This is a genomic window from Corynebacterium afermentans subsp. afermentans (assembly GCF_030408355.1).
In the GTDB taxonomy this organism is placed as follows: Bacteria; Actinomycetota; Actinomycetes; order Mycobacteriales; family Mycobacteriaceae; genus Corynebacterium; species Corynebacterium afermentans.
The window spans coordinates 2205899-2224913 of the sequence record NZ_CP046606.1; the positions used below are offsets into that span (position 1 = coordinate 2205899).

Below are 19015 nucleotides of genomic sequence, written 5' to 3' on the forward strand. Positions count from 1 at the left end.
GGTGAAGCGTCCTGGGTTTAGTTCCTACCTCAGCTAAGGAAGGATTGAACTATGCCTAGAAAGTATTCCGTCGAGTTCAAGGAGAAGGCGGTCCATCAGATCATCGAAATGGTCCGCTTGGAGTCCTGCTCATTGCAGCGTGCCTACGAACAGGTCGGAGAGCTCCTCGGCGTATCACGCCACACATTGCGGGCGTGGTACCGCGACAGCGCCTCCACACGAGATGGCCGCACAACGCCGGATAGCGAAACAATGGAAGAAGAACTCAAGCGTTTGCGCCGAGAGAACCGTGAACTGAAGCGAGCAAACGGGATTCTTAAGACAGCTTCGGCTTTTTTCGCAGCGGAACTCGACCGACCCACGACCAAATGATCTCTTACATCGACACGTATAAAGATCAGTTTGGGGTCGAGGCCATCTGCCGAGTCCTGAAACAAGCAGATCGTGGATTCATTACTTCACGCGGCTACCGCAAAGCCACCACACGCGTTCCCAGTGCAAGGGCCTTAAGCGATAGCCTTCTCATCCCAGAAATACAGCGTGTGCATGCGGAGAACTTCTCGGTCTACGGTATCCGCAAAATGTGGCACGCGATGAACCGTGAAGGTTTTCATATCGGTCGTGACAAGGCTGCACGACTGATGAAGCTAGCAGGTGTTTCTGGCCGCAGACGTGGACGAACCCCTGTGACAACGATTAGCCCGAAGGCACCGGATCATCGCCCAGACCTAGTACAGCGAAACTTTCGTGCACAAGCACCAGGCAGGTTGTGGGTTGCCGACATTACCTATGTTCGCACTTCGTCGGGATTCGCCTACACCGCATTTGTAGTTGATGTCTTCAGTCGGAAAATTGTTGGTGTTGCTACACGCTCGACGATGCGTACCGATGCGCTGCCGATGGAGGCTTTGGAGCATGCGTTAACGACTGCAGGGCGAATTCATGGAAACCAGTTAATTCACCATAGTGATCGGGGCAGCCAGTACGTGTCACTGAAGTATTCCACTGCGCTAGCGGAATCCGGAATCCGTCCGAGTGTGGGAACAGTCGGCGATTCTTATGACAATGCTCTAGCCGAAACAGTCAATGGTCTCTACAAGGCGGAACTGATTCATGCCCAAGGTCCGTGGACGTCGGTCGGAGAAGTCGAACTGGCCACCTTGCGGTGGGTGCATTGGTGGAACACCAAGCGGCTTCATGAAGCTTTGGACTACGCCACCCCACAGGAAGTAGAAACCGAGTACTATCTCACCCAGCCCATCAACACAGGGCCGTAAAAGAAGCGGAACTAAACCCAGGACGCTTCAGGGTTGGGTTGGTGCATGAGGTGTTTGGTGTGCTCGAGTGCAGATAGTGACATGTAGCGTTTTTGTTGGATCCAATCGTCGTGTTGCTCGGCAAGGACGGCGCCGACAAGCCGGATGATCGATTCGCGGTTCGGGAAGATACCCACGACGTCGGTGCGCCGGCGGATCTCCCGGTTTAACCGCTCGGTGGGGTTGTTTGACCACACCTTCGTCCAGACCGGTTTCGGCGCTGCGGTAAACGCCAGCACCTCATCGAGTGATTCCTCCAGATACGCCGCAACCTGGGGGAACTTCGGCTCCAACAGGTCAACGACTTCGCGGGCTTGTCCCCAGGTGGATTGGGCGTCGGGTTGCTGGAAGATCGTCTGGAACATCGCCGAGACCATCGGCCACTGGGTTTTCGGCACCTTTTCGTAAAGGTTTTTCGCGAAATGGGTGCGACACCGCTGCCAGGACGCGTCAGGCAGCACTTCAGATATCGCGTGCTGGATGCCCTCATGAGCATCACTGGTGATAAGGAAGACACCGCGAAGCCCGCGGGCTTTTAAGTCTTGGAAGAAGCCTTTCCACGACGCGTTGGATTCCGCAGTGGCAACGTGCATGCCGAGCATTTCGCGGTACCCGTCGGCGTTGACACCGGTGGCAAGCAGCACGGAGCATTTGACCACCCGGCCGCCTTCGCGCACTTTGATCGTCAACGCGTCGCACGACAGGTAGGAGTACCCGCCGGGATCCAGTGGGCGGTTTCTGAAGTCTGCGACCATCTCGTCGAGTTCTTCCGACATGCGCGAGACTTGCGATTTCGACAGGTGAGAAATCCCAAGGGTTGCCACCAGATCGTTCATTCGGCGGGTGGAGACCCCTTTGAGGTAGCAGGTGGCAATCACAGTCGATAGTGCCCGTTCGGCTCGTGAGCGGCGCTCTAGCAGCCAGTCCGGGAAGAACGCGCCGTGGCGCAGCTTCGGCACCGCGACATCGATGGTGCCGACTCGGGTGTCGAGGTCGCGGTGGCGGTACCCGTTGCGGTGGTTGACCCGCTCGGTGGAAGCAACGCCGTATTCGGCGCCGCAGACGGTGTCGGCCTGGGCGGAGAGGATCTGGTTGATAAACCCTTGCAGCATCTGGCGCATCAGATCCGGGGAGGCTTGAGCGAGCAGATCATCCAGATAGGTTGTCGGGTCGATAGAATGCGGTGCAGCGGTCATCGTCATGTGCCTTTCGGTGAGATGTGGTAGTTGAGTCGAAAGGTTACTGACGATGGCCGCCCCTGTATTTCCCAGGGCCCACCATCAGCAAGCGTTACACCACACTAAGGGACGCAACCGTAGCCATGGGTGGTGTGACAGGTGTCGGCCCCACCCGAAGAGGAAACGGTCTAATCAGGGGTGCGAGTATCCACAATGGTCTCCTTGCTGAAAAAAGGGGGCAGGTATGTCCTGAGTCAGTTGCGGGTCGATCAGGATGGAAAGCCCGAGGGTATGGAATGAGGCGTGAGAACCTCATGGTTCCCACGCCCTGTGGCGTTATTCGGATAAGTAGTCGGCAAATTGTCAGCCCGGAGGGGCCTGCCGGGTGGGGCCGGGGGAGAGGTCAGGAGCAGGTACTTGGGGACGGAGGTTTGAGTGTTATTGGAGGGACTCAGCCGCAGGAGGAGGACACGGGGTTCCTTACCGCTAGCAAAGGATGCGGATTAGGCGGTGACCGGCTGCCGCACGGAGGGGCGAGCGGGCTGCGGTGAGGAACTTGTGTTGTCGTGGGAGGACTTGAATCTACGCAGCGTGAGGGAGTTGGAGACCACGAACACCGAGGAGAAGCCCATCGCAATGCCCGCCAACCCCGGGTTGAGGAAACCGATCGCGGCGACCGGGATCAGCACGACGTTGTAGGCGAACGCCCAGAACAGGTTGCCCTTGATGGTGCCCAGCGTGCGACGTGACAGACGGATGGCATCGCCCGCGGAGCGCAGGTCGTTGTTCATTAAAGTGATATCGGAGGCCTCGATGGCGACATCCGTGCCCGCCCCCATGGCCAGACCCAGATCGGCCTGGGCCAGGGCGGCCGCGTCATTGACGCCGTCGCCGACCATGGCGACCTTCTTGCCCTCATGTTGTAGCTTCTCGATGACCGCGACCTTGTCCTGCGGCATGACCTCGGCACTCACGTTGGCCGCATCGATGCCCACCTCTTGGGCGACGGCGGCCGCGGCCTTCGCGTTATCGCCGGTGAGCAGGTACGGCCTCAACCCCAGCCTGCGGAACTGGGCGACCGCTTCCGCTGAGGAGTCTTTGATGACATCGCGCACCACGACCACACCGGCGGGCTGGTCATCGACGTAGACAGCCACCGGGGTCGCGCCCTGCGACTGTGCGTGGTCGAAGGCGGTGGTGAGGTCACGGGGCAGCTGGCCGGCGGGGCGGCCGACGGTGACGACGTGACCCTTGACGGTGGCCGTGACGCCCCGGCCGGCGGTGCTGTCGAAGTCGGTGGCCTCCTGGATGTTCCCGGAGCGCTCGGCCTCGGTGACAATCGCCTTGGCGATGGGGTGCTCGGAGCCTGCTTCGACGGCCGCCGACAAGGCGAGGACCTCGTTGTTGGTGTAGCCGTCGGCGGCGTGGACGCCGGTGACCGACATGACCCCGGAGGTGACGGTGCCGGTCTTGTCCATGACGATGGTGTCGACCTGACGGGTGGATTCGAGGACCTCCGGGCCCTTGATCAACAAGCCCAGCTGCGCGCCCCGGGAGGTGCCCACCAGCAGGGCGGTCGGGGTGGCCAGTCCCAGGGCGCATGGGCAAGCGATGATCAGCACCGCGACTGCGGCGGAAAAGGCCCAGTTCGCCCCGCTGCCGAGGGCGAGGTGGACGATCAGGGTGATGATGGAGACGACAATGACCGTCGGGACGAAGACCGAGGAAATCTTATCCACCAGGCGCTGAACCGGGGCTTTTTTCGCCTGGGCGTCAGTGACCAGCTTGGCCATCTGGGACAGCGTGGTCTCCGAACCTGTGCGGGTGACTTCGACCAGCAGTCGACCGGAGGTGTTGATCGTCGCGCCCGTGACCGGGGTGCCGGGGGCGGCCTCGACGGGAACGGACTCGCCGGTCAGCATCGACTCGTCGATGGCCGAGGTGCCCTCGATGACACGACCGTCGGTGGCGATCTTCTCACCCGGGCGGACGACGAAGACGTCACCGACTGTCAGCTGGGAGACCGGGACGCGGACTTCCTCACCGTCGCGGATCACCGCGGCGTCTTTCGCACCCATGTCCAGCAGGGACTTCAGCGCCGCGGAGGACTGGCCCTTGGCGCGGACCTCAAACCACCGGCCGAGCAACAGGAAGGTGATGACTACGGCGATGGTCTCGAGGTAGATGTGGTCCATGCCGTCATCGCGGGGCAGCAGGCTCATCTCCATGACCATGCCGGGGTGCCCGGCGTTGCCGAAAAACAAGGCCCACAGCGACCACAGATACGCAGCAGTAGTGCCCAGAGACACGAGTGTGTCCATCGTGGTCGAGCCGTGACGCAGGTTGGTTAAGGTCGCCCGGTGGAACGGGGCGCCACCGTAGAAGTAGATCAGGGTGGACATGACGAGTAGGGCCCACTGCCAATTCATGAACTGCAGGGACGGGATCATCGAGATCGCGACCACCGGAACGGAGAGGATCGTCGACCCGATCAGACGCGACTTCAGGTCTGTGGCCTCGGCCTCGCGGGCCTGTTCGTGGCGGTCACCGACCACCTCGGTGTCCTCCTCCGGGCCGCTGTCCACGGCGGAGGCGTGTTGATCCCCCATGGTGAACGCGTCGTATCCGGCACCCCGCACGGTTTCGATCAGCCGATCGGCGTCGACTTTGGTGGGGTCGTAACTGACGGAGGCGGATTCGGTGGCGAAGTTGACGGTGGCCTCCACGCCATCGAGCTTGTTGAGCTTGCGCTCCACCCGCCCTGAGCACGACGTACAGGTCATGCCGGTGACGCCCAGATCGACCTGGAATAGGTCAACCGACGGTTGAGTTTGAATCATCAGTGATCAGTCCTTCAGCAAACAGTGGTGAGGTGCATCTCCGAGGTCCCAAAAGGCCCGCCCACAGATGCACCGTCGGGGATATCGAACCGGCATGGCTGGGCCTGATGGGCATATCCAGCAGGGTTGGCCCGGCCGTGTCTACGTGAGGCGGGGACCGGGCCCAGGGATTAGGGCTTGACGGTGTAGCCGGCTGTCGTGACAGCGGCGACAACATCGTCGTCGGTGAAGTTTTCACCCGTGACGGTCACCTGCCCGGTATCCACGGTGGCCTCCACCATGGTCACACCGGCGACCTCGCCGATCTCCTCCTCCACGGAGGACTTGCAGTGTCCACAGGTCATGCCTTCGATGATGTACTTCTTTGTTACGGCGCTCATCAGATGATCCTTTCCTTGATGTCCTGAGGGGCAGAAGTGGAGATGCCCCAACAACCTTCAACCTATACCCATGGGGGGTATCAGTCAAGGAGGTGCCCGGACCCGGTCGCGGAGCGGTGTTTGCCCTCCGCCTCCCGCTGCCCCCTCCCGACAGTGAGGAGGCTGCTCGGTGACCACACCCTGCCCCGCGTGAGGGCCGTGCCCTCCACCCCTTGAAAATGTACCCCCGGGGGGGTATATGCTAACGAGCGTTACCGCATCCCAACGACCCATAGGAGCTTTCCCATGACCACCTCCCCGCCCCACCTCTTGCCGATGGCCTCCCACGGCTGCAGCTGTTGCGGACCCGCCTCACATGCCGACACCGCCTCCACCCCTGCCGCCAGCGACTCGTCAGCAGGAGGATCCTCCCCTAGCTACCAGGTCACCGGCCTGACCTGCGGGCACTGCGTGAAAAGCGTGACCCAGGCCCTTCAGGCCCTCCCCCAGGTCGACGACGTCCAGATTGATCTCGCCGCTGGTGGTGTTTCCACCGTCACGGTCACCGGTGCCGTACCTCCGGAGATGGTTCGCCGGGCCATCGAAGAAGCCGGCTACACCGTCTTATCCTGATCAGTTTTACCCATCATCTCGACCCCGACCGGGTTGATGCGGAAGGAACCTCATGAGCACTCCCCACCATTCCGGAGATCACCATAGTGATCACCCCGCCCCGGAAAACAGACCACACCCGCCTAGGTAGCCGGTTTGATTACGGCTAGATGTTGCGGGCCGTGGTGACGACCTTGCCCTCGACGCCCGGCCAGGTGCCGGCCTTGATCATGCGGTTCTTGCGCTCCACCCAGAAGTCGGCGTTGCGGATACCCAGCGCCTCGGGGTCGAAGTGCGGGTCGATGCCAGCCTTTTTCTGGCGACGGTAGTCCCACAGGCACTTCAGCGCCGGGATCTGCAGGAAGATGATCGCCACGATGTTGAGCCATGCGGTCGCGCCGACGCCGATGTCGCCGAGCGCCCAGGCGGTGCCCGGGGTGGTGGTTGCGCCGATGAAGACGGCCACGAGGATCAGGGCGCGCAGCACCCAAATAATGGCCTTACGTGCGCTTTCGTTTTTCACCCAGCGGTTCAGGTAGGTGAAGTTGGTCTCTGCCATGTAGTAGTACGCCAGCACGGTGGTGAAGGCGAAGAACATGATCGCCAGGGCGATAAACGACGGGCCGAGGCCGGCGGAGAAGGAGTTCAGGGCTTCTTGGACGAAGCCGGGGCCGACAGGAATGCCGTCGGCAAGCGAGCCCTCGTAGATCAACGCACCGTCTTCGGACTGGCCCTCGAAGACCTTGTACATGTCGGTGGAGATGATGATGAAGGCGGTGGCGGAGCAGACGAACAGGGTGTCAATGTAGACGGCGAACGCCTGGACGAAGCCCTGCTTGGCCGGGTGGGAGACCTCGGCTGCTGCTGCAGACTGCGGGCCGGTGCCCTGGCCGGCCTCGTTGGAGTAAATGCCGCGCTTGACGCCCCACATGATGGCGGCGCCGAGCATGCCGGAGAACGCGGCTTCCTTGTCAAAGGCGGCGCGGACGATGGTGCCGAAGACCTCGGGAATCTGGGAAGCGTTGGCGAACAGCACCACGATGGCAATGATGATGTAGATGCCGGCCATGAACGGCACAACCATGGAGGCGAAGTTCGCAATGCGCTTGACACCGCCGATGATGATGAACGCGAGCAGCACGGTCATGATGGTGGCGGAGACCCAGATGTTGATGCCCCATGCATTATCGACGGCCGCAGCCACGCCGTTGGCCTGAATCCCCGGCAGGAAGTAGGACGTTGCCAGCAGCATGCACACCGCGAAGATAATGGCGTAGACCAGCATGAACGGGGCGGCCTTGGTGTGCTTGTAGGTCTTTTCGATGTAGTAGGCGGGGCCGCCGCGGTACTCGCCGGTGTCGCGGTCCGTCTCTTTGTAAATCTGGGCGAGGCAGCACTCGATGAACGAGGTGGCGGAGCCGAGCAGGGCCACCAGCCACATCCAGAACACCGCGCCCGGGCCGCCGAACGCGATGGCGGTGGCCACGCCGGCGATGTTGCCCACGCCGACGCGGCCGGCGAGCGAGATCATCAGGGATTGGAACGAGGAAATACCCTGCTCAGAGCTTTCTCCGGACTTGAGCTGGCGGATCATGTCCGGCAGGCAGCGGATCTGCAGGAACAGGGTTGCGAGCGTGAAGTACGCGCCTGCGCCGAGGCACAGATAGACGAGAGCGTTGGACCAAATCACGCCGTTGAGGGTGTCGATAAAACCTTCCACGGGACCCTCCTAAAGGGGTATGTGCTGAGAATTATTCGGGAAACCTTGCAGGTATCTAGAGAACATAGGCCATCTGGTTGTGCTTTGGGTCACTTTTGGTGTAAAAATTATGCGCCGACACCGAAAACATTCCGTTCTGCGCGATATCCGCAGGGTTTTGCGGTGCTGAACGCCACAGATGGAAGGACACAATGAACGAGACTGCGAAGCCGGTGCACTCCCGGCGCAGGTTTTCCCCCGCATGGCCGGTGAAGAACTTGCCTGCGGGTGCGGAGGCGCTCATCCCGGAGCTGGACAACCCCAGCTTTGAAGGCATCGAGGACCCCACGGACAACACTGAAAGCTTCACGCGCACGGAGCAGCCCGGTCAGCGAAGCACCGCACCTGAGGCGGACCCGAAGCCGAAGGCGGTGTGGCGCTTCTTCCTCTACAGCGCCATCGGCATCTTCGCGTTTTTCGTGCCGTTTACCATCGGCGATTCCAAATCCACGATCCTGCTGGACCACATTGTCAGCTGGATCACCACCACGCTCGGCGAGAACACCCGCTACCTGGCGTTGTTCGCCATCATCGCGGGCACGGTCTACCAGTTCGTCTCCGGGCGCTGGAAAGAGGATTACCCGCGCATGGCGTTCGCCGCGCTGTCGGTGCTGGCGATCGTGTTGTGCGCGATGCTCACCTTCGGCTTCGGCCCGGCGTGGCTGTTCAACCCGGATATCGGCCCGTTCATCTTGGACAAGCTGGTCATCTCGGTTGGCCTGCTCATCCCGGTCGGCGCGATCTTCCTCGGTCTGCTGGTCGGCTTCGGCCTGATGGAGTTCATCGGCGTGATGGTGCAGCCGATCATGCGGCCGGTGTTCCGTACCCCGGGCAAGTCCGCGGTGGATGCGGTGGCGTCGTTTTTGGGCTCCTACTCGCTGGGCCTGCTGATTACGGACCGCATGTACAAAAACGGCAGCTACAACGGCCGCGAGGCGTCGATTGTGGCGTCGGGATTTTCCACCGTGTCCGCGACGTTCATGGTCATCGTGGCCAAGACGCTGGACATGATGGAGCACTGGACGGCGTACTTCTTCATCACGTTCATCATCACCTTCATCGTCACCGCGATCGTGGTGCGCATCCCTCCCATCACCCGGATTCCAGAGGACTACTACCCGGGCGCCACCCCGCACCCGGAGAAAGAGATCGAGGGCAACCGTTTTAAGGCGGCGTGGCGCGAGGCGAAGATAGAGCTCAACCGCGCCGAGTCTTTGGGCAAGGTGCTGTGGGCGAACTTCCGCGACGGGTTGATCATGGCCGTGCAGGTCACCCCGGGCATCATGGCCGTGGGCACAATCGGCCTGGTGCTGGCCACCTACACGCCAGTGTTCAAGATTCTCGGCGTGGCGTTCTTCCCGGTGGTGTGGCTGCTGCGCCTGCCGGACCCGTGGGCGACCTCGGGCGCGCTGGCGTCGGGCCTGGCGGAGATGTTCCTGCCGGCCACACTGTCCGCAGGTTCGGACGACATGGTGCTGAAGTTCACCATGGCTGTGGTGTGCGTGAGCCAGATCTTCTTCTTCTCGGCGATGGTGCCGGCGGTGCTGGCCACCGACATCCCGCTGAGCATCTGGAAGATGGTGCAGATCTGGTTCATCCGCGTGGTGCTCACCGTGCTGATCACTGTGCCGGTGGCGCACCTGATCTTCTAAAAAGCAGCTGCTTGTCCGCGCAGCTTCGCCCCGACAACCGCATCGTCAATCAGCCGCGCGGCAGCCTTGGCGGTGCGGTTGTCCACGTCGAAGTCGGGGTTAAGCTCGACGACGTCGAGAAGCGCAACGCGCCCGGTGGACGCCACGGCCTCGACCATCGCGCGCAGCGTCGCGTACTCCACGCCGAAGCCGGCCGGGGCGGAAACGCCCGGCGCGACCGCCGCCGGCAGCACATCTAGGTCGATGGACAGGTGGATGGGCCGGTCGCCTTCCACCGCCGCGAGGGCACGCTCGGCGGCCTCACGCACGGTCATTGCCGCAAGCTCGGTGTCTAGGACGGTGGTCACGCCGAGTTCGTCGGCGGTGTCGAAGAGCACCTTGGTGTTGTTGGGCTTGGAGATACCGAAGACGCTGTAGTCGAAGTCCTCGCCCACCAGGCCGGCGATCTGCTTGAACGGGGTGCCGGAGGTGGGGCGGGTTTCGGTACGCAGGTCGAAGTGAGCGTCGAAGTTGATCACCTGCATCGGCCCGATCGCCTCGTAGGCGCCGCGGTGGGTGGCAAACGAGGTTTCGTGCCCGCCGCCGAGCACGACCGTCATCCCGTCTGCGCCCTGCGCCGCCACGAGGTCGCGCACCCGGTCGGACAGCTCGCGCTGGGAGCCTTCGAGGTCGGTGTTTTGGGTGGTCACGGTGCCGGCGTCGAGAAGCGATGTGCTCTCGTGGACCGCGAGTGAGCCGAGCGCGGCGCGAAACGCCTCCGGGCCCTTCGCCGCGCCCTGGCGGCCGCCGTTGCGCTCGACGCCTTCGTCGGAGGCGTAGCCGATCAGGTGCGTCGCACCCTCAGTGGGCTGGGCGGTCGTGTCGATGACACTGTGCCAGCGGGCGTGCTCGGGGCCGGGGCCGTCGTTGCGGCCGGACCAGTTGGAAGCGGGGGTGAAAAGCGGTGCAGTTACGGTGTTCATGCCCTCCGAGGGTAGCGCCGCGGGCATACTAAGTGCGATGACTAAGCCGCAGGTTCCCGCCGCGCACAATGTGTTGCGCATCCTGGCGCTGTTGTCCACCACGGACGCGCCGATTTCCGCCACCCGCATCCAGCGCGAGCTGGACCTGCCGCGTTCCACCACCTATCACCTGCTGCGGGAGCTGGAGGATTCCGGGTTTGTGGTGCACCTGCGCAAGCCCGGCACGTACGGGCTGGGGCTGGCGTCGTACCGCATGGCGCAGGCGTACACCACGCAGCAGCCGCTGGTGCGGCTGGCCACGAAGCCGCTGGCGCGGATCGCCGAGCTCGCGGGCGGTTCGGCGCACTTGACGCGCCTCGCTGGTCCGGAGATTGTGTACTTGCACGAGGTGCGCGCCCCCGGTGCGGTGTCGCTGGTCACGGAGGTGGGCGTGCGTTTGCCGTCGTTGAAGACCGCCTCGGGGCGCATCATGCTTGCGCAGCTGCCGGAGGCGGAGCTGCGCGCCGCGTACAACTCCTCGGGCGAGCGCCGCCGCTACAGCGAGGTCAAAGAGGAGCTTTCTGCTTATCGACGCCAAGGGTTCGCCACCGAGCACGAAGCCATCTCGCGCGGCCAGGAGTCCGTGGCGGTGGCGGTGCTGGACCACCTTTCGCGCCCAGCGGCGGCGCTCGCGGTGACCTTCGCCGTGGGCAGCGCGGACACGCAACAGCTGGTCAGCGCGCTGCACACCGCCGCCGAGGGGCTGCGGGCACAGTTCTTCGGAAACGTGTGATCGGACACACTTTTTTAGGCTACTATCACGTCCATGACGCACACAGTTTCAGTTGGAATTGGGGCCCTGTCCATCGAGGACGTTGTGGCCGTCGCCCGCCACGGAGCCGAGGTCGCCATCGACCCGACGGCCCTTGATGAGATCGCCGCGACCCGCAAGCGCGTCGAAGAGCTCGCCGCGGATCCCACCCCGGTCTACGGCGTCTCCACCGGTTTCGGCGCACTGGCTACCAAACACATCCCGGAGGACATGCGCGCCCAGCTGCAAGTCTCCTTGGTCCGCTCCCACGCTGCGGGTACCGGTCCTGAGGTGGAAGAAGAGGTCATCCGCGCGCTGATGCTGCTGCGCCTGTCCACGCTGTGCACCGGCCGCACCGGCGTGCGCCCCGTGGTCGCAGAAACCTACGCCGCCGCGCTCAACGCCGGCATCACCCCGGTGGTGCGCGAGTACGGCTCACTCGGCTGCTCCGGCGACCTGGCGCCGTTGGCGCACTGCGCGCTGGCGCTGCTCGGCGAGGGCGAAGTCCGCGTGCGCGGCGGCAAGATCGTCCCGGCGGCTGAGGCGCTTTCGGCTGCCGGCATCGAGCCGCTGGTGCTGCGTGAAAAGGAGGGCCTGGCGCTGATCAACGGCACCGACGGCATGCTCGGCATGCTGTGCCTGGCCATCGCGGATCTGCGCGAGGCCGCCAAGGTCTCCGACATCGCCACCGCCATGAGCGTCGAGGGCCTGACAGGCACCCTGTCCGTCTTCGACGAGGACTTGCAGGAGCTGCGCCCCCACCCTGGCCAGGCGGATTCCGCCTACAACATCCGCACCGTCGCCGCCGGCTCGCCGATCCTCGACGCAGCCCTGGACGGCTTCAAGACCAACGAGGTCCAAGACGCCTACTCCATCCGCTGCACCCCACAGGTCGCCGGCGGTTTCCGCGACACGCTGGCCCACGTCACCACCGTTGCGAACCGCGAGCTCGCCGCCGCCAACGACAACCCCGTGGTGGCCAAGGACGGCCGCGTGGCCTCCAACGGCAACTTCCACGGCGCGCCTGTGGCTTACGTGTTGGACTTTTTGGCGATTGTGGTGGCGGACTTGGCGTCGATTAGCGAACGGCGCACCGACCGCTTCCTCGACCCCGCCCGCAACCGCGGCCTCAACGCCTTCCTCGCCGGCGACCCGGGTGTGGACTCCGGCCACATGATCGCGCAGTACGCGCAAGCCGGCATCGTCGGCGAGCTCAAGCGCAACGCCGTGCCCGCCTCCGCCGACTCGATCCCGTCCTCGGCGATGCAAGAAGACCACGTCTCTTTGGGCTGGTCCGCCGGGCGCAAGCTGCGCCGCAGCATCGACGGCCTGCAGCGCGTGCTCGCCGTGGAGATCCTCACCGCCGCCCGCGCGCTGGACATGCGCGACGGCGAGTCCTCCGCCGGCACTGGCGCGGCAGTGTCCGTGCTGCGCAAGCGTGTCGACGGCCCCGGCACCGACCGTTACCTCTCCCCCGAAATCGAGCACTCCGTGCAGCTAGTCAAGGGCGGCGACTACGTCGAGGCCGTCGAAGCCGCGGTGGGCCAGCTGCGGTAGGAGGTTTTGGTCCCGGCTTTCAGCCCTGCCCCCCCCCCTTTTCCCACAAACCCTGGGATCAAAAGCCTGGCAACGTGCCGATTTTTGCCGTTCCCTGGGTGTGGCTCCCAGGGTTTGCTGCTTTGCCCAGAGGAGCAAAAGGTGCCGTGCAACTTTGGCTGCCTCCACCCTGTGCGCGAGTCTTGTATCCAAGACAACTCCCGCCGGAAGCCAGATGTGACCTCCAAAAACCTCCATACACTGTCGCGCACACCATAGTTTCGCGTCGATTGTGATTGGAGTCTCATCATGGCTGGACGGTACCCGAACGGCGATTTCTACGATTTTGAGTCCGAGCTGCCCGCGGAGGAAAAGGAGATCCTCCACAACGTCCGCGAGTGGGCGACGGAGAAAGTGTTGCCCATCGCCGTGGACTACTGGAACCGATCGGAGTTCCCGCACGAGCTGCTGCCGTCGATAGGCGAGCTGAACATCATCAGTCTCGTGCGCGGCCAGGGCCGCTCCCGTCTGCTAGCCGGCCTGGTTGCGGCGGAGATCCACCGCGCGGACGGCTCCGTGGGCACGTTCTTCTCCGGCCAGGACGGCCTGTTCACCGGCAGCATCGAGCTGCTTGGCTCCGAGGAGCAGAAGGAGCGCTGGCTGCCGGACCTGTACGCGGTGCGCAAAACCGGCGTGCTGGCAATCACCGAGCCGGAGGCCGGTTCCGACGTCGCACAGGGCATGCGCACCACCGCCACCAAGGTCGACGGCGGCTGGATCCTCAACGGCGCAAAGCGCTGGATCGGCAACGCCACCTTCTCCGACTACGTCGCCGTCTACGCCCGCGACCCGGAGGACGATCAGGTCAAGGGCTTCATCGTGGACACTTCCGCGGAGGGCTACACCGCCACGCTGATGGAAAACCGCATCGCCATCCGCGCGGTGCAAAACGCCGACATCACCCTGGACAACGTCTTCGTCCCAGACAGCGACAAGCTCGAGGGCGCGAACTCGTTCAAAGACATCAACAAGGTGTTCAAGAGCGCACGATCCACGGTGGGCTGGCAGGCCGTCGGCACGCAGATGGGCGCCCTTGACGTCGCGCTCGGCTACGCGGACGAGCGCATCCAGTTTGGCAAGAAGATCTCCTCATTCCAGCTCAACCAGAACAAGCTGGCCACGATGCAGGGCAACCTGGTCGCCTCCGAATCCATGATGGCGCAGCTCGCCCGCATGGAGGACCGCGGCTCCGCCAACAACGAGCAGTCCGCGCTGGCCAAGGGGTTCACCTCGAAACTCATGCGTGAAACGGTCGCGCTCGGCCGCGAGATCCTGGGCGGCAACGGTCTGATCTCGGACTACCGCATGGCCAAGATCTTCAACGACGCGGAGGCGATCTACTCCTACGAGGGCACCTACGACATCAACCAGCTCATCGTCGGCCGCTCCATCACGGGCGAGTCGGCGTTCGTGTAGTTCGGGTTAGGAGGAAACACCATGAATGCACCACTTTCCGGCATCCGCGTCCTCGATCTATCCCGAGTGCTCGCGGGCCCGTTCTGCTCCATGATCCTGGCGGATCTCGGCGCCGAGGTGATCAAGGTGGAATCGCCCTGGGGCGATGATTCGCGCCAGTTCGGCCCGTTCGTGGACGGCACGTCCGCCTACTACCGCCTGTTCAACCGCTCGAAGATGGGCATCACGCTGGACTTCAAAAACGACGACGACAAGGAGGTGCTGCGTGACCTGGTCCGCCGCGCCGACGTGGTCGTGGAGAATTTCCGCCCGGGCGTGTTGGAGAAGCTCGGTTTGGGCCCGGAGGGACTGTTGGAGGTCAACCCTCGGCTCGTCGTCACGAGCATCTCCGGCTTCGGTCAGACCGGATCTTTGTCCAAGGAACCGGCGTACGACCTGGTCGCCCAGGCGATGAGCGGCCTCATGTCCATCACCGGCTGGCCCAACGGCAAGCCGACGCGCGTCGGCATCTCCCTGGGCGACCTGATCCCAGGCCTCTACGCCGCCATCGGCACCGTCTCCGCGCTCTACCACCGCGAATCCACCGGCCGCGGCCAGCATCTGGATCTGGCTATGTACGACTCGCTTATCTCCGTCATGGAGTCCGTGGGCATGCGCGCGCTTTACGACGACGTCCCGCCCACCCGCATCGGCAACGACCACGGCCTCTCCGCGCCGTTTTCCACGTATGCGACCAAGGACGGCGACGTGGTCATCGCGATCACCACGAACCGGCTGTTCGAGCGCCTGGCAAACGCGCTGGACATCCCGGAGATGGCCACCGACCACCGCTTTGCCGAACCGGTGGCCCGCTCCGAGAACCGCGTCGCGCTGCGCGAACTCATCGAAGAAGCGCTGAGCACCAAAACCCGCGCCGAGACGATCGCGCTGTTTGAAGAGCACGGCGTGCCCACCGCCCGCGTCTACCACCTGGACGAGACGCTGCGCAGCCCGTTCGCGGAAGAACGCGGCGTGGTGGTGGAAGAAACGGATGGGTTCCGCACCCTCGCGTCCCCGCTCAAGCTGGCCGGCATGGAAGGGCCAAAGCCGGCGCCGGAGCTGGGGCAACACAACGACCGCATCGAGTCTTGGCTGAGCGAAGACCCGCGCTAAGTTCCGCGAAGGAGCAGCACCATGGAGGACCCCCTCAACACCCGCCGCGGCGGAAGCACCCGTTGGATCAAAGGCGAAAGCATCGCCCCTGTGCCCTCAATGCCCGAGCCGCACGAGGCAGACCGCACCGACCCGAAGCAGAAGTGGCGCTTCTTCGTCTACAGCGCCATCGGCTCGTTCGCATTCTTCGTGCCTTTCACAGTGGGCGAGAAGAACACGATTTTGCTGGACCACATCGTGGGCTGGCTGCAAGAAGGGCTCAGCGCCGCGCTGCCGTACATCACACTGGTGATGATCACCGCCGGCGCCGTCTACCAGTTTGCCACCGGCAAGTGGCGCGAGGATCGGGCGCGCGCGGTGTTCGCCTTCCTCTCCGCGTTGGCCGTGCTGCTGTGCGCGATGCTGGTGTTCGGCTTCGGTCCGGCATTTCTTTTCGACGAACGCCTCGGCCCCTTCATCCTGAACAAGCTGGTCATCCCCGTCGGCCTGCTTATCCCGGTGGGCGCGATCTTCCTCGGCCTACTGGTCGGCTTCGGCCTGATGGAGTTCATCGGCGTGCTGGTGCAGCGCTTCATGCGGCCCGTCTACCACACGCCGGGCAAATCCGCGGTGGACGCAGTGGCGTCGTTTCTGGGCTCGTACTCGCTGGGCCTTTTGATTACTAACCGCGTCTACCGCACCGGCGGCTACACCGCCCGCGAAGCGTCCATCATCGCGGCCGGGTTCTCCACCGCCTCGGCAACGTTCATGGTTGTTGTCGCCCGCACCCTGGACCTAATGCACATCTGGGGCGTGTACTTCGCCGTGACGTTGATCGTCTGCTTCCTGGTCACCATCGTCGTGGTGCGCATCCCACCGCTTTCCACCATCCCGGACGACTACTACCCCGGCGTCACCCCGCAACCCGAGGAGCAGGTGGAAGGCAACGTGTTCGCCGCCGCGTGGAAGGAAGCGATGGCGTTTCTCGCGCAGGCCGACTCGCTGCCGAAAACGCTGTGGCGCAACTTCAAAGATGGCGTGATCATGACCATCCAGGTCATCCCCGGCATCATGGCCGTGGGCATCATCGGCCTGGCGCTGGCGTTCTACACCCCGGCCTTCAAGATCCTCGGCGCGGTGTTCTACCCGCTCGCCCTACTGTTCCAGCTGCCCGACCCGTGGCTGGCCTCTGAGGCATTCGCCATCGGCCTGTCCGAGCTGTTCCTGCCGGCAACACTGGTATCCGGCAACGAGTCGGAAGTGCTGCGCTTCACCGTCGGAGTGGTCTCCATCAGCCAGGTGTTCTTCTTCTCCTCGATGATCCCGGCGGTGCTCGCCACGGACATCCCGCTGAAGATCAACCACATGGTGATCATCTGGTTCCAGCGCGTAGTGCTGTCGATCATCCTGACGGTGCCGATCGCGTACCTGATCTTCTAGCGCCTGGTGCTTCAGACCCTGAGCAAGCGATCCAGAGCATGCCCCAATTCCGGGCATGCTCTGGATCGCTTGCTCAGGGTTTGTGCGCGAGCACGGGCCCCTCCCTCAAAAAGTCTCGCATACGAGACAAATGGCCCTACGCCACCCTCCGCGCATCCTGTGACGAGCGTTACTGTTTATCCGATACCTCGATTGGGCAACAACAGAAAGGAATTCCCATGGCGAAGAACTGGTCCGAAGGCGCACGCGAGGTCCGCTCCCCGCGTGGCACTGAGATCTCGGCGAAGTCGTGGCAGACCGAGGCGCCGCTGCGCATGCTGCAGAACAACCTCGACCCGGAGGTTGCGGAGCGCCCGGACGACCTGGTCGTCTACGGCGGCACCGGTCGCGCTGCTCGTAGCTGGGAAGCGTTCGACGCGATCGTCGATACGCTGAAGGACCTCGAGTCCGACGAGACCCTGCTGGTGCAGTCCGGTAAGCCGGTCGGTGTGTGGAAGACCAACGAGTGGGCGCCGCGCGTGCTCATCGCCAACTCGAACCTGGTGGGCGACTGGGCGAACTGGGAGCATTTCCGCGAGCTCGAGGACGAGGGCCTAATGATGTACGGCCAGATGACGGCCGGTTCCTGGATCTACATCGCCACCCAGGGCATCCTGCAGGGCACCTACGAGACCTTCGCGGCTGTGGCGAAGAAGCGTTTCGACGGCACCCTGGCCGGCACCCTGACCCTGACCGGCGGCTGCGGCGGCATGGGCGGTGCACAGCCGCTGTCCGTCACTCTCAACGGCGGCGCCTGCCTGATCGTGGACGTGGACGAGGGCCGTCTGAAGCGCCGCCAGGGCAAGCGCTACCTCGACGAGGTCACCACCGACCTCGACGAAGCAATCAAGCTGGTCACCGAGGCCAAGGACGAGAAGCGCGCCCTGTCCGTGGGCTTGGTGGGCAACGCCGCAGAGGTGTTCCCGGAGATGCTGCGCCGCCAACGCGAAGGCGAGTTCACCGTGGACATCGTCACCGACCAGACGTCCGCGCACGACCCGCTGTCCTACCTGCCCACCGAGATCCCGTTCGAGAGCTGGCACAACGAGGCCGACGCGGATCCGACCACCTTCACCAAGAAGGCCCGCGAGGCGATGGCCGCCCAGGTCCAGGCGATGGTGGAGTTCCAGGACGAGGGCGCCGAGGTCTTCGACTACGGCAACTCCATCCGCGACGAGGCCCGCAAGGCCGGCTACACCCGCGCCTTCGAGTTCCCGGGCTTCGTCCCGGCCTACATCCGCCCGCTGTTCTGCGAGGGTCTCGGCCCGTTCCGCTGGGTTGCGCTGTCCGGCGACCCGGAGGACATCAAGGTCACCGACCAGGCCATCAAGGAGGCTTTCCCGGACAACGAGCACCTGCACCGCTGGCTGGACGCCGCTGAGGAGTACGTCGAATTCGAGGGCCTGCCGGCGCGCATCTGCTGGCTGGGCTACGGGGAGCGCGCGAAGGCCGGCGTGATCTTCAACAACCTGGTCAAGGAGGGCAAGGTCAAGGCCCCGATTGTCATTGGCCGCGACCACCTGGACTCCGGTTCCGTGGCGTCACCGTACCGCGAGACCGAGTCCATGCTCGACGGCACCGACGCTGTCGCGGACTGGCCGCTGCTCAACGCCATGACCGCCGTTTCCGGCGGTGCGACCTGGGTGTCCATCCACCACGGCGGCGGCGTGGGCATGGGCCGCTCCATCCACACCGGCCAGGTCACGGTGGCTGACGGCACTGAGCTCGCGGAGGCGAAGCTCAAGGCCGTGCTCACCAACGACCCGGGCATGGGTGTCATCCGCCACGTCGACGCCGGCTACACCCGCGCCGACGAGGTGGCCAAGGAGCGCGGCGTGCGCATCCCGATGGAGTTCAAGGCACGCGACTAGCCCCTTACTCATGCGCTGACGTTTCCCCTCGTGGGCGCGTCAGCGCTTTTCATT

14 protein-coding genes are annotated in these 19015 nt (G+C 63.9%); 9 read left to right on the top strand and 5 right to left on the bottom strand.

Features of this window, described 5'->3' with window-relative positions:
• The first annotated feature begins 51 nt into the window (after positions 1–51).
• Positions 52–1277, top strand: a protein-coding gene (locus tag CAFEA_RS10495; protein WP_143313387.1) for an IS3 family transposase whose coding sequence is annotated in 2 segments (ribosomal slippage) — positions 52–331 and positions 331–1277 — 1227 coding nt in all. Because the reading frame shifts where the segments join, the coding sequence is not laid out codon by codon here.
• Between the two features lie 11 nt (positions 1278–1288).
• Here CAFEA_RS10495 and CAFEA_RS10500 read toward each other — a convergent pair.
• From CAFEA_RS10500 to CAFEA_RS10510, 3 genes are all read right to left on the bottom strand, one after another.
• Positions 1289–2512: an IS256 family transposase gene (locus tag CAFEA_RS10500; protein WP_290183522.1), complete on the bottom strand. Its 1224-nt coding sequence runs from the start codon at positions 2510–2512 to the stop codon at positions 1289–1291.
• A 485-nt stretch (positions 2513–2997) separates the two neighbouring features.
• The gene (locus CAFEA_RS10505; protein WP_063937172.1) at positions 2998–5334 is read right to left on the bottom strand and encodes a heavy metal translocating P-type ATPase; all 2337 of its coding nucleotides are present in this window, start codon (positions 5332–5334) and stop codon (positions 2998–3000) included.
• A 170-nt stretch (positions 5335–5504) separates the two neighbouring features.
• On the bottom strand, positions 5505–5714 hold the full coding sequence (locus CAFEA_RS10510; protein ID WP_034997583.1) for a heavy-metal-associated domain-containing protein: 210 nt from the start codon (positions 5712–5714) through the stop codon (positions 5505–5507).
• A 285-nt stretch (positions 5715–5999) separates the two neighbouring features.
• Here CAFEA_RS10510 and CAFEA_RS10515 point away from each other — a divergent pair, with 285 nt between their 5' ends.
• A complete protein-coding gene (locus CAFEA_RS10515) occupies positions 6000–6326 on the top strand; it encodes a heavy-metal-associated domain-containing protein (RefSeq protein ID WP_063936943.1) in 327 nt (108 codons plus the stop codon).
• 145 nt (positions 6327–6471) lie between these two features.
• Here the strand turns inward: CAFEA_RS10515 and CAFEA_RS10520 are convergent, their stop codons facing one another.
• The gene (locus tag CAFEA_RS10520) at positions 6472–8025 is read right to left on the bottom strand and encodes an alanine/glycine:cation symporter family protein (protein WP_063937171.1); all 1554 of its coding nucleotides are present in this window, start codon (positions 8023–8025) and stop codon (positions 6472–6474) included.
• 191 nt (positions 8026–8216) lie between these two features.
• Here CAFEA_RS10520 and CAFEA_RS10525 point away from each other — a divergent pair, with 191 nt between their 5' ends.
• Positions 8217–9716 carry a YjiH family protein gene (locus tag CAFEA_RS10525; RefSeq protein WP_082855633.1) on the top strand — a complete coding sequence of 500 codons (1500 nt, stop codon included), beginning with the start codon at positions 8217–8219 and terminating at the stop codon, positions 9714–9716.
• Here CAFEA_RS10525 and hutG read toward each other — a convergent pair.
• Positions 9713–10678, bottom strand: a complete 966-nt coding sequence (gene hutG / locus CAFEA_RS10530) for a formimidoylglutamase (RefSeq protein WP_063937170.1) — start codon at positions 10676–10678, stop codon at positions 9713–9715. The genes CAFEA_RS10525 and hutG overlap by 4 nt on opposite strands.
• 37 nt (positions 10679–10715) lie before the next feature.
• Between hutG and CAFEA_RS10535 the strand changes: the two genes are divergently transcribed.
• From CAFEA_RS10535 to hutU, 6 genes are all read left to right on the top strand, one after another.
• Positions 10716–11450, top strand: coding sequence for an IclR family transcriptional regulator (locus CAFEA_RS10535; RefSeq protein ID WP_063937169.1), 735 nt, complete (start codon positions 10716–10718; stop codon positions 11448–11450).
• Positions 11451–11483: 33 nt separating this feature from the next.
• On the top strand, positions 11484–13025 hold the full coding sequence (gene hutH, locus CAFEA_RS10540; RefSeq protein WP_063937168.1) for a histidine ammonia-lyase: 1542 nt from the start codon (positions 11484–11486) through the stop codon (positions 13023–13025).
• Between the two features lie 288 nt (positions 13026–13313).
• Positions 13314–14480 (top strand): acyl-CoA dehydrogenase family protein, encoded by a 1167-nt coding sequence (locus CAFEA_RS10545; protein WP_063937167.1) that lies wholly within the window; start codon positions 13314–13316, stop codon positions 14478–14480.
• A gap of 21 nt (positions 14481–14501) precedes the next feature.
• Positions 14502–15632: a CaiB/BaiF CoA transferase family protein gene (locus CAFEA_RS10550; RefSeq protein WP_063937166.1), complete on the top strand. Its 1131-nt coding sequence runs from the start codon at positions 14502–14504 to the stop codon at positions 15630–15632.
• Positions 15633–15653: 21 nt separating this feature from the next.
• Complete coding sequence (locus tag CAFEA_RS10555) at positions 15654–17051, top strand: YjiH family protein (RefSeq protein WP_253704914.1); 1398 nt, start codon at positions 15654–15656, stop codon at positions 17049–17051.
• 218 nt (positions 17052–17269) lie between these two features.
• Positions 17270–18961 (top strand): urocanate hydratase, encoded by a 1692-nt coding sequence (hutU, locus tag CAFEA_RS10560; protein ID WP_076590049.1) that lies wholly within the window; start codon positions 17270–17272, stop codon positions 18959–18961.
• Positions 18962–19015: the final 54 nt, after the last annotated feature.

Excerpts from the sequence above, each read along its gene's own strand:
- CAFEA_RS10535 (WP_063937169.1), top strand. The coding sequence starts at position 10,716 with ATGACTAAGCCGCAGGTTCCCGCCGCGCACAATGTGTTGCGCATCCTG.
- CAFEA_RS10550 (WP_063937166.1), top strand. The coding sequence starts at position 14,502 with ATGAATGCACCACTTTCCGGCATCCGCGTCCTCGATCTATCCCGAGTG.
- CAFEA_RS10510 (WP_034997583.1), bottom strand. The coding sequence starts at position 5,714 with ATGAGCGCCGTAACAAAGAAGTACATCATCGAAGGCATGACCTGTGGA.
- CAFEA_RS10505 (WP_063937172.1), bottom strand. The coding sequence starts at position 5,334 with ATGATTCAAACTCAACCGTCGGTTGACCTATTCCAGGTCGATCTGGGC.
- CAFEA_RS10500 (WP_290183522.1), bottom strand. The coding sequence starts at position 2,512 with ATGACCGCTGCACCGCATTCTATCGACCCGACAACCTATCTGGATGAT.
- CAFEA_RS10545 (WP_063937167.1), top strand. The coding sequence starts at position 13,314 with ATGGCTGGACGGTACCCGAACGGCGATTTCTACGATTTTGAGTCCGAG.
- hutU (WP_076590049.1), top strand. The coding sequence starts at position 17,270 with ATGGCGAAGAACTGGTCCGAAGGCGCACGCGAGGTCCGCTCCCCGCGT.
- hutG (WP_063937170.1), bottom strand. The coding sequence starts at position 10,678 with ATGAACACCGTAACTGCACCGCTTTTCACCCCCGCTTCCAACTGGTCC.
- CAFEA_RS10515 (WP_063936943.1), top strand. The coding sequence starts at position 6,000 with ATGACCACCTCCCCGCCCCACCTCTTGCCGATGGCCTCCCACGGCTGC.
- hutH (WP_063937168.1), top strand. The coding sequence starts at position 11,484 with ATGACGCACACAGTTTCAGTTGGAATTGGGGCCCTGTCCATCGAGGAC.
- CAFEA_RS10555 (WP_253704914.1), top strand. The coding sequence starts at position 15,654 with ATGGAGGACCCCCTCAACACCCGCCGCGGCGGAAGCACCCGTTGGATC.
- CAFEA_RS10525 (WP_082855633.1), top strand. The coding sequence starts at position 8,217 with ATGAACGAGACTGCGAAGCCGGTGCACTCCCGGCGCAGGTTTTCCCCC.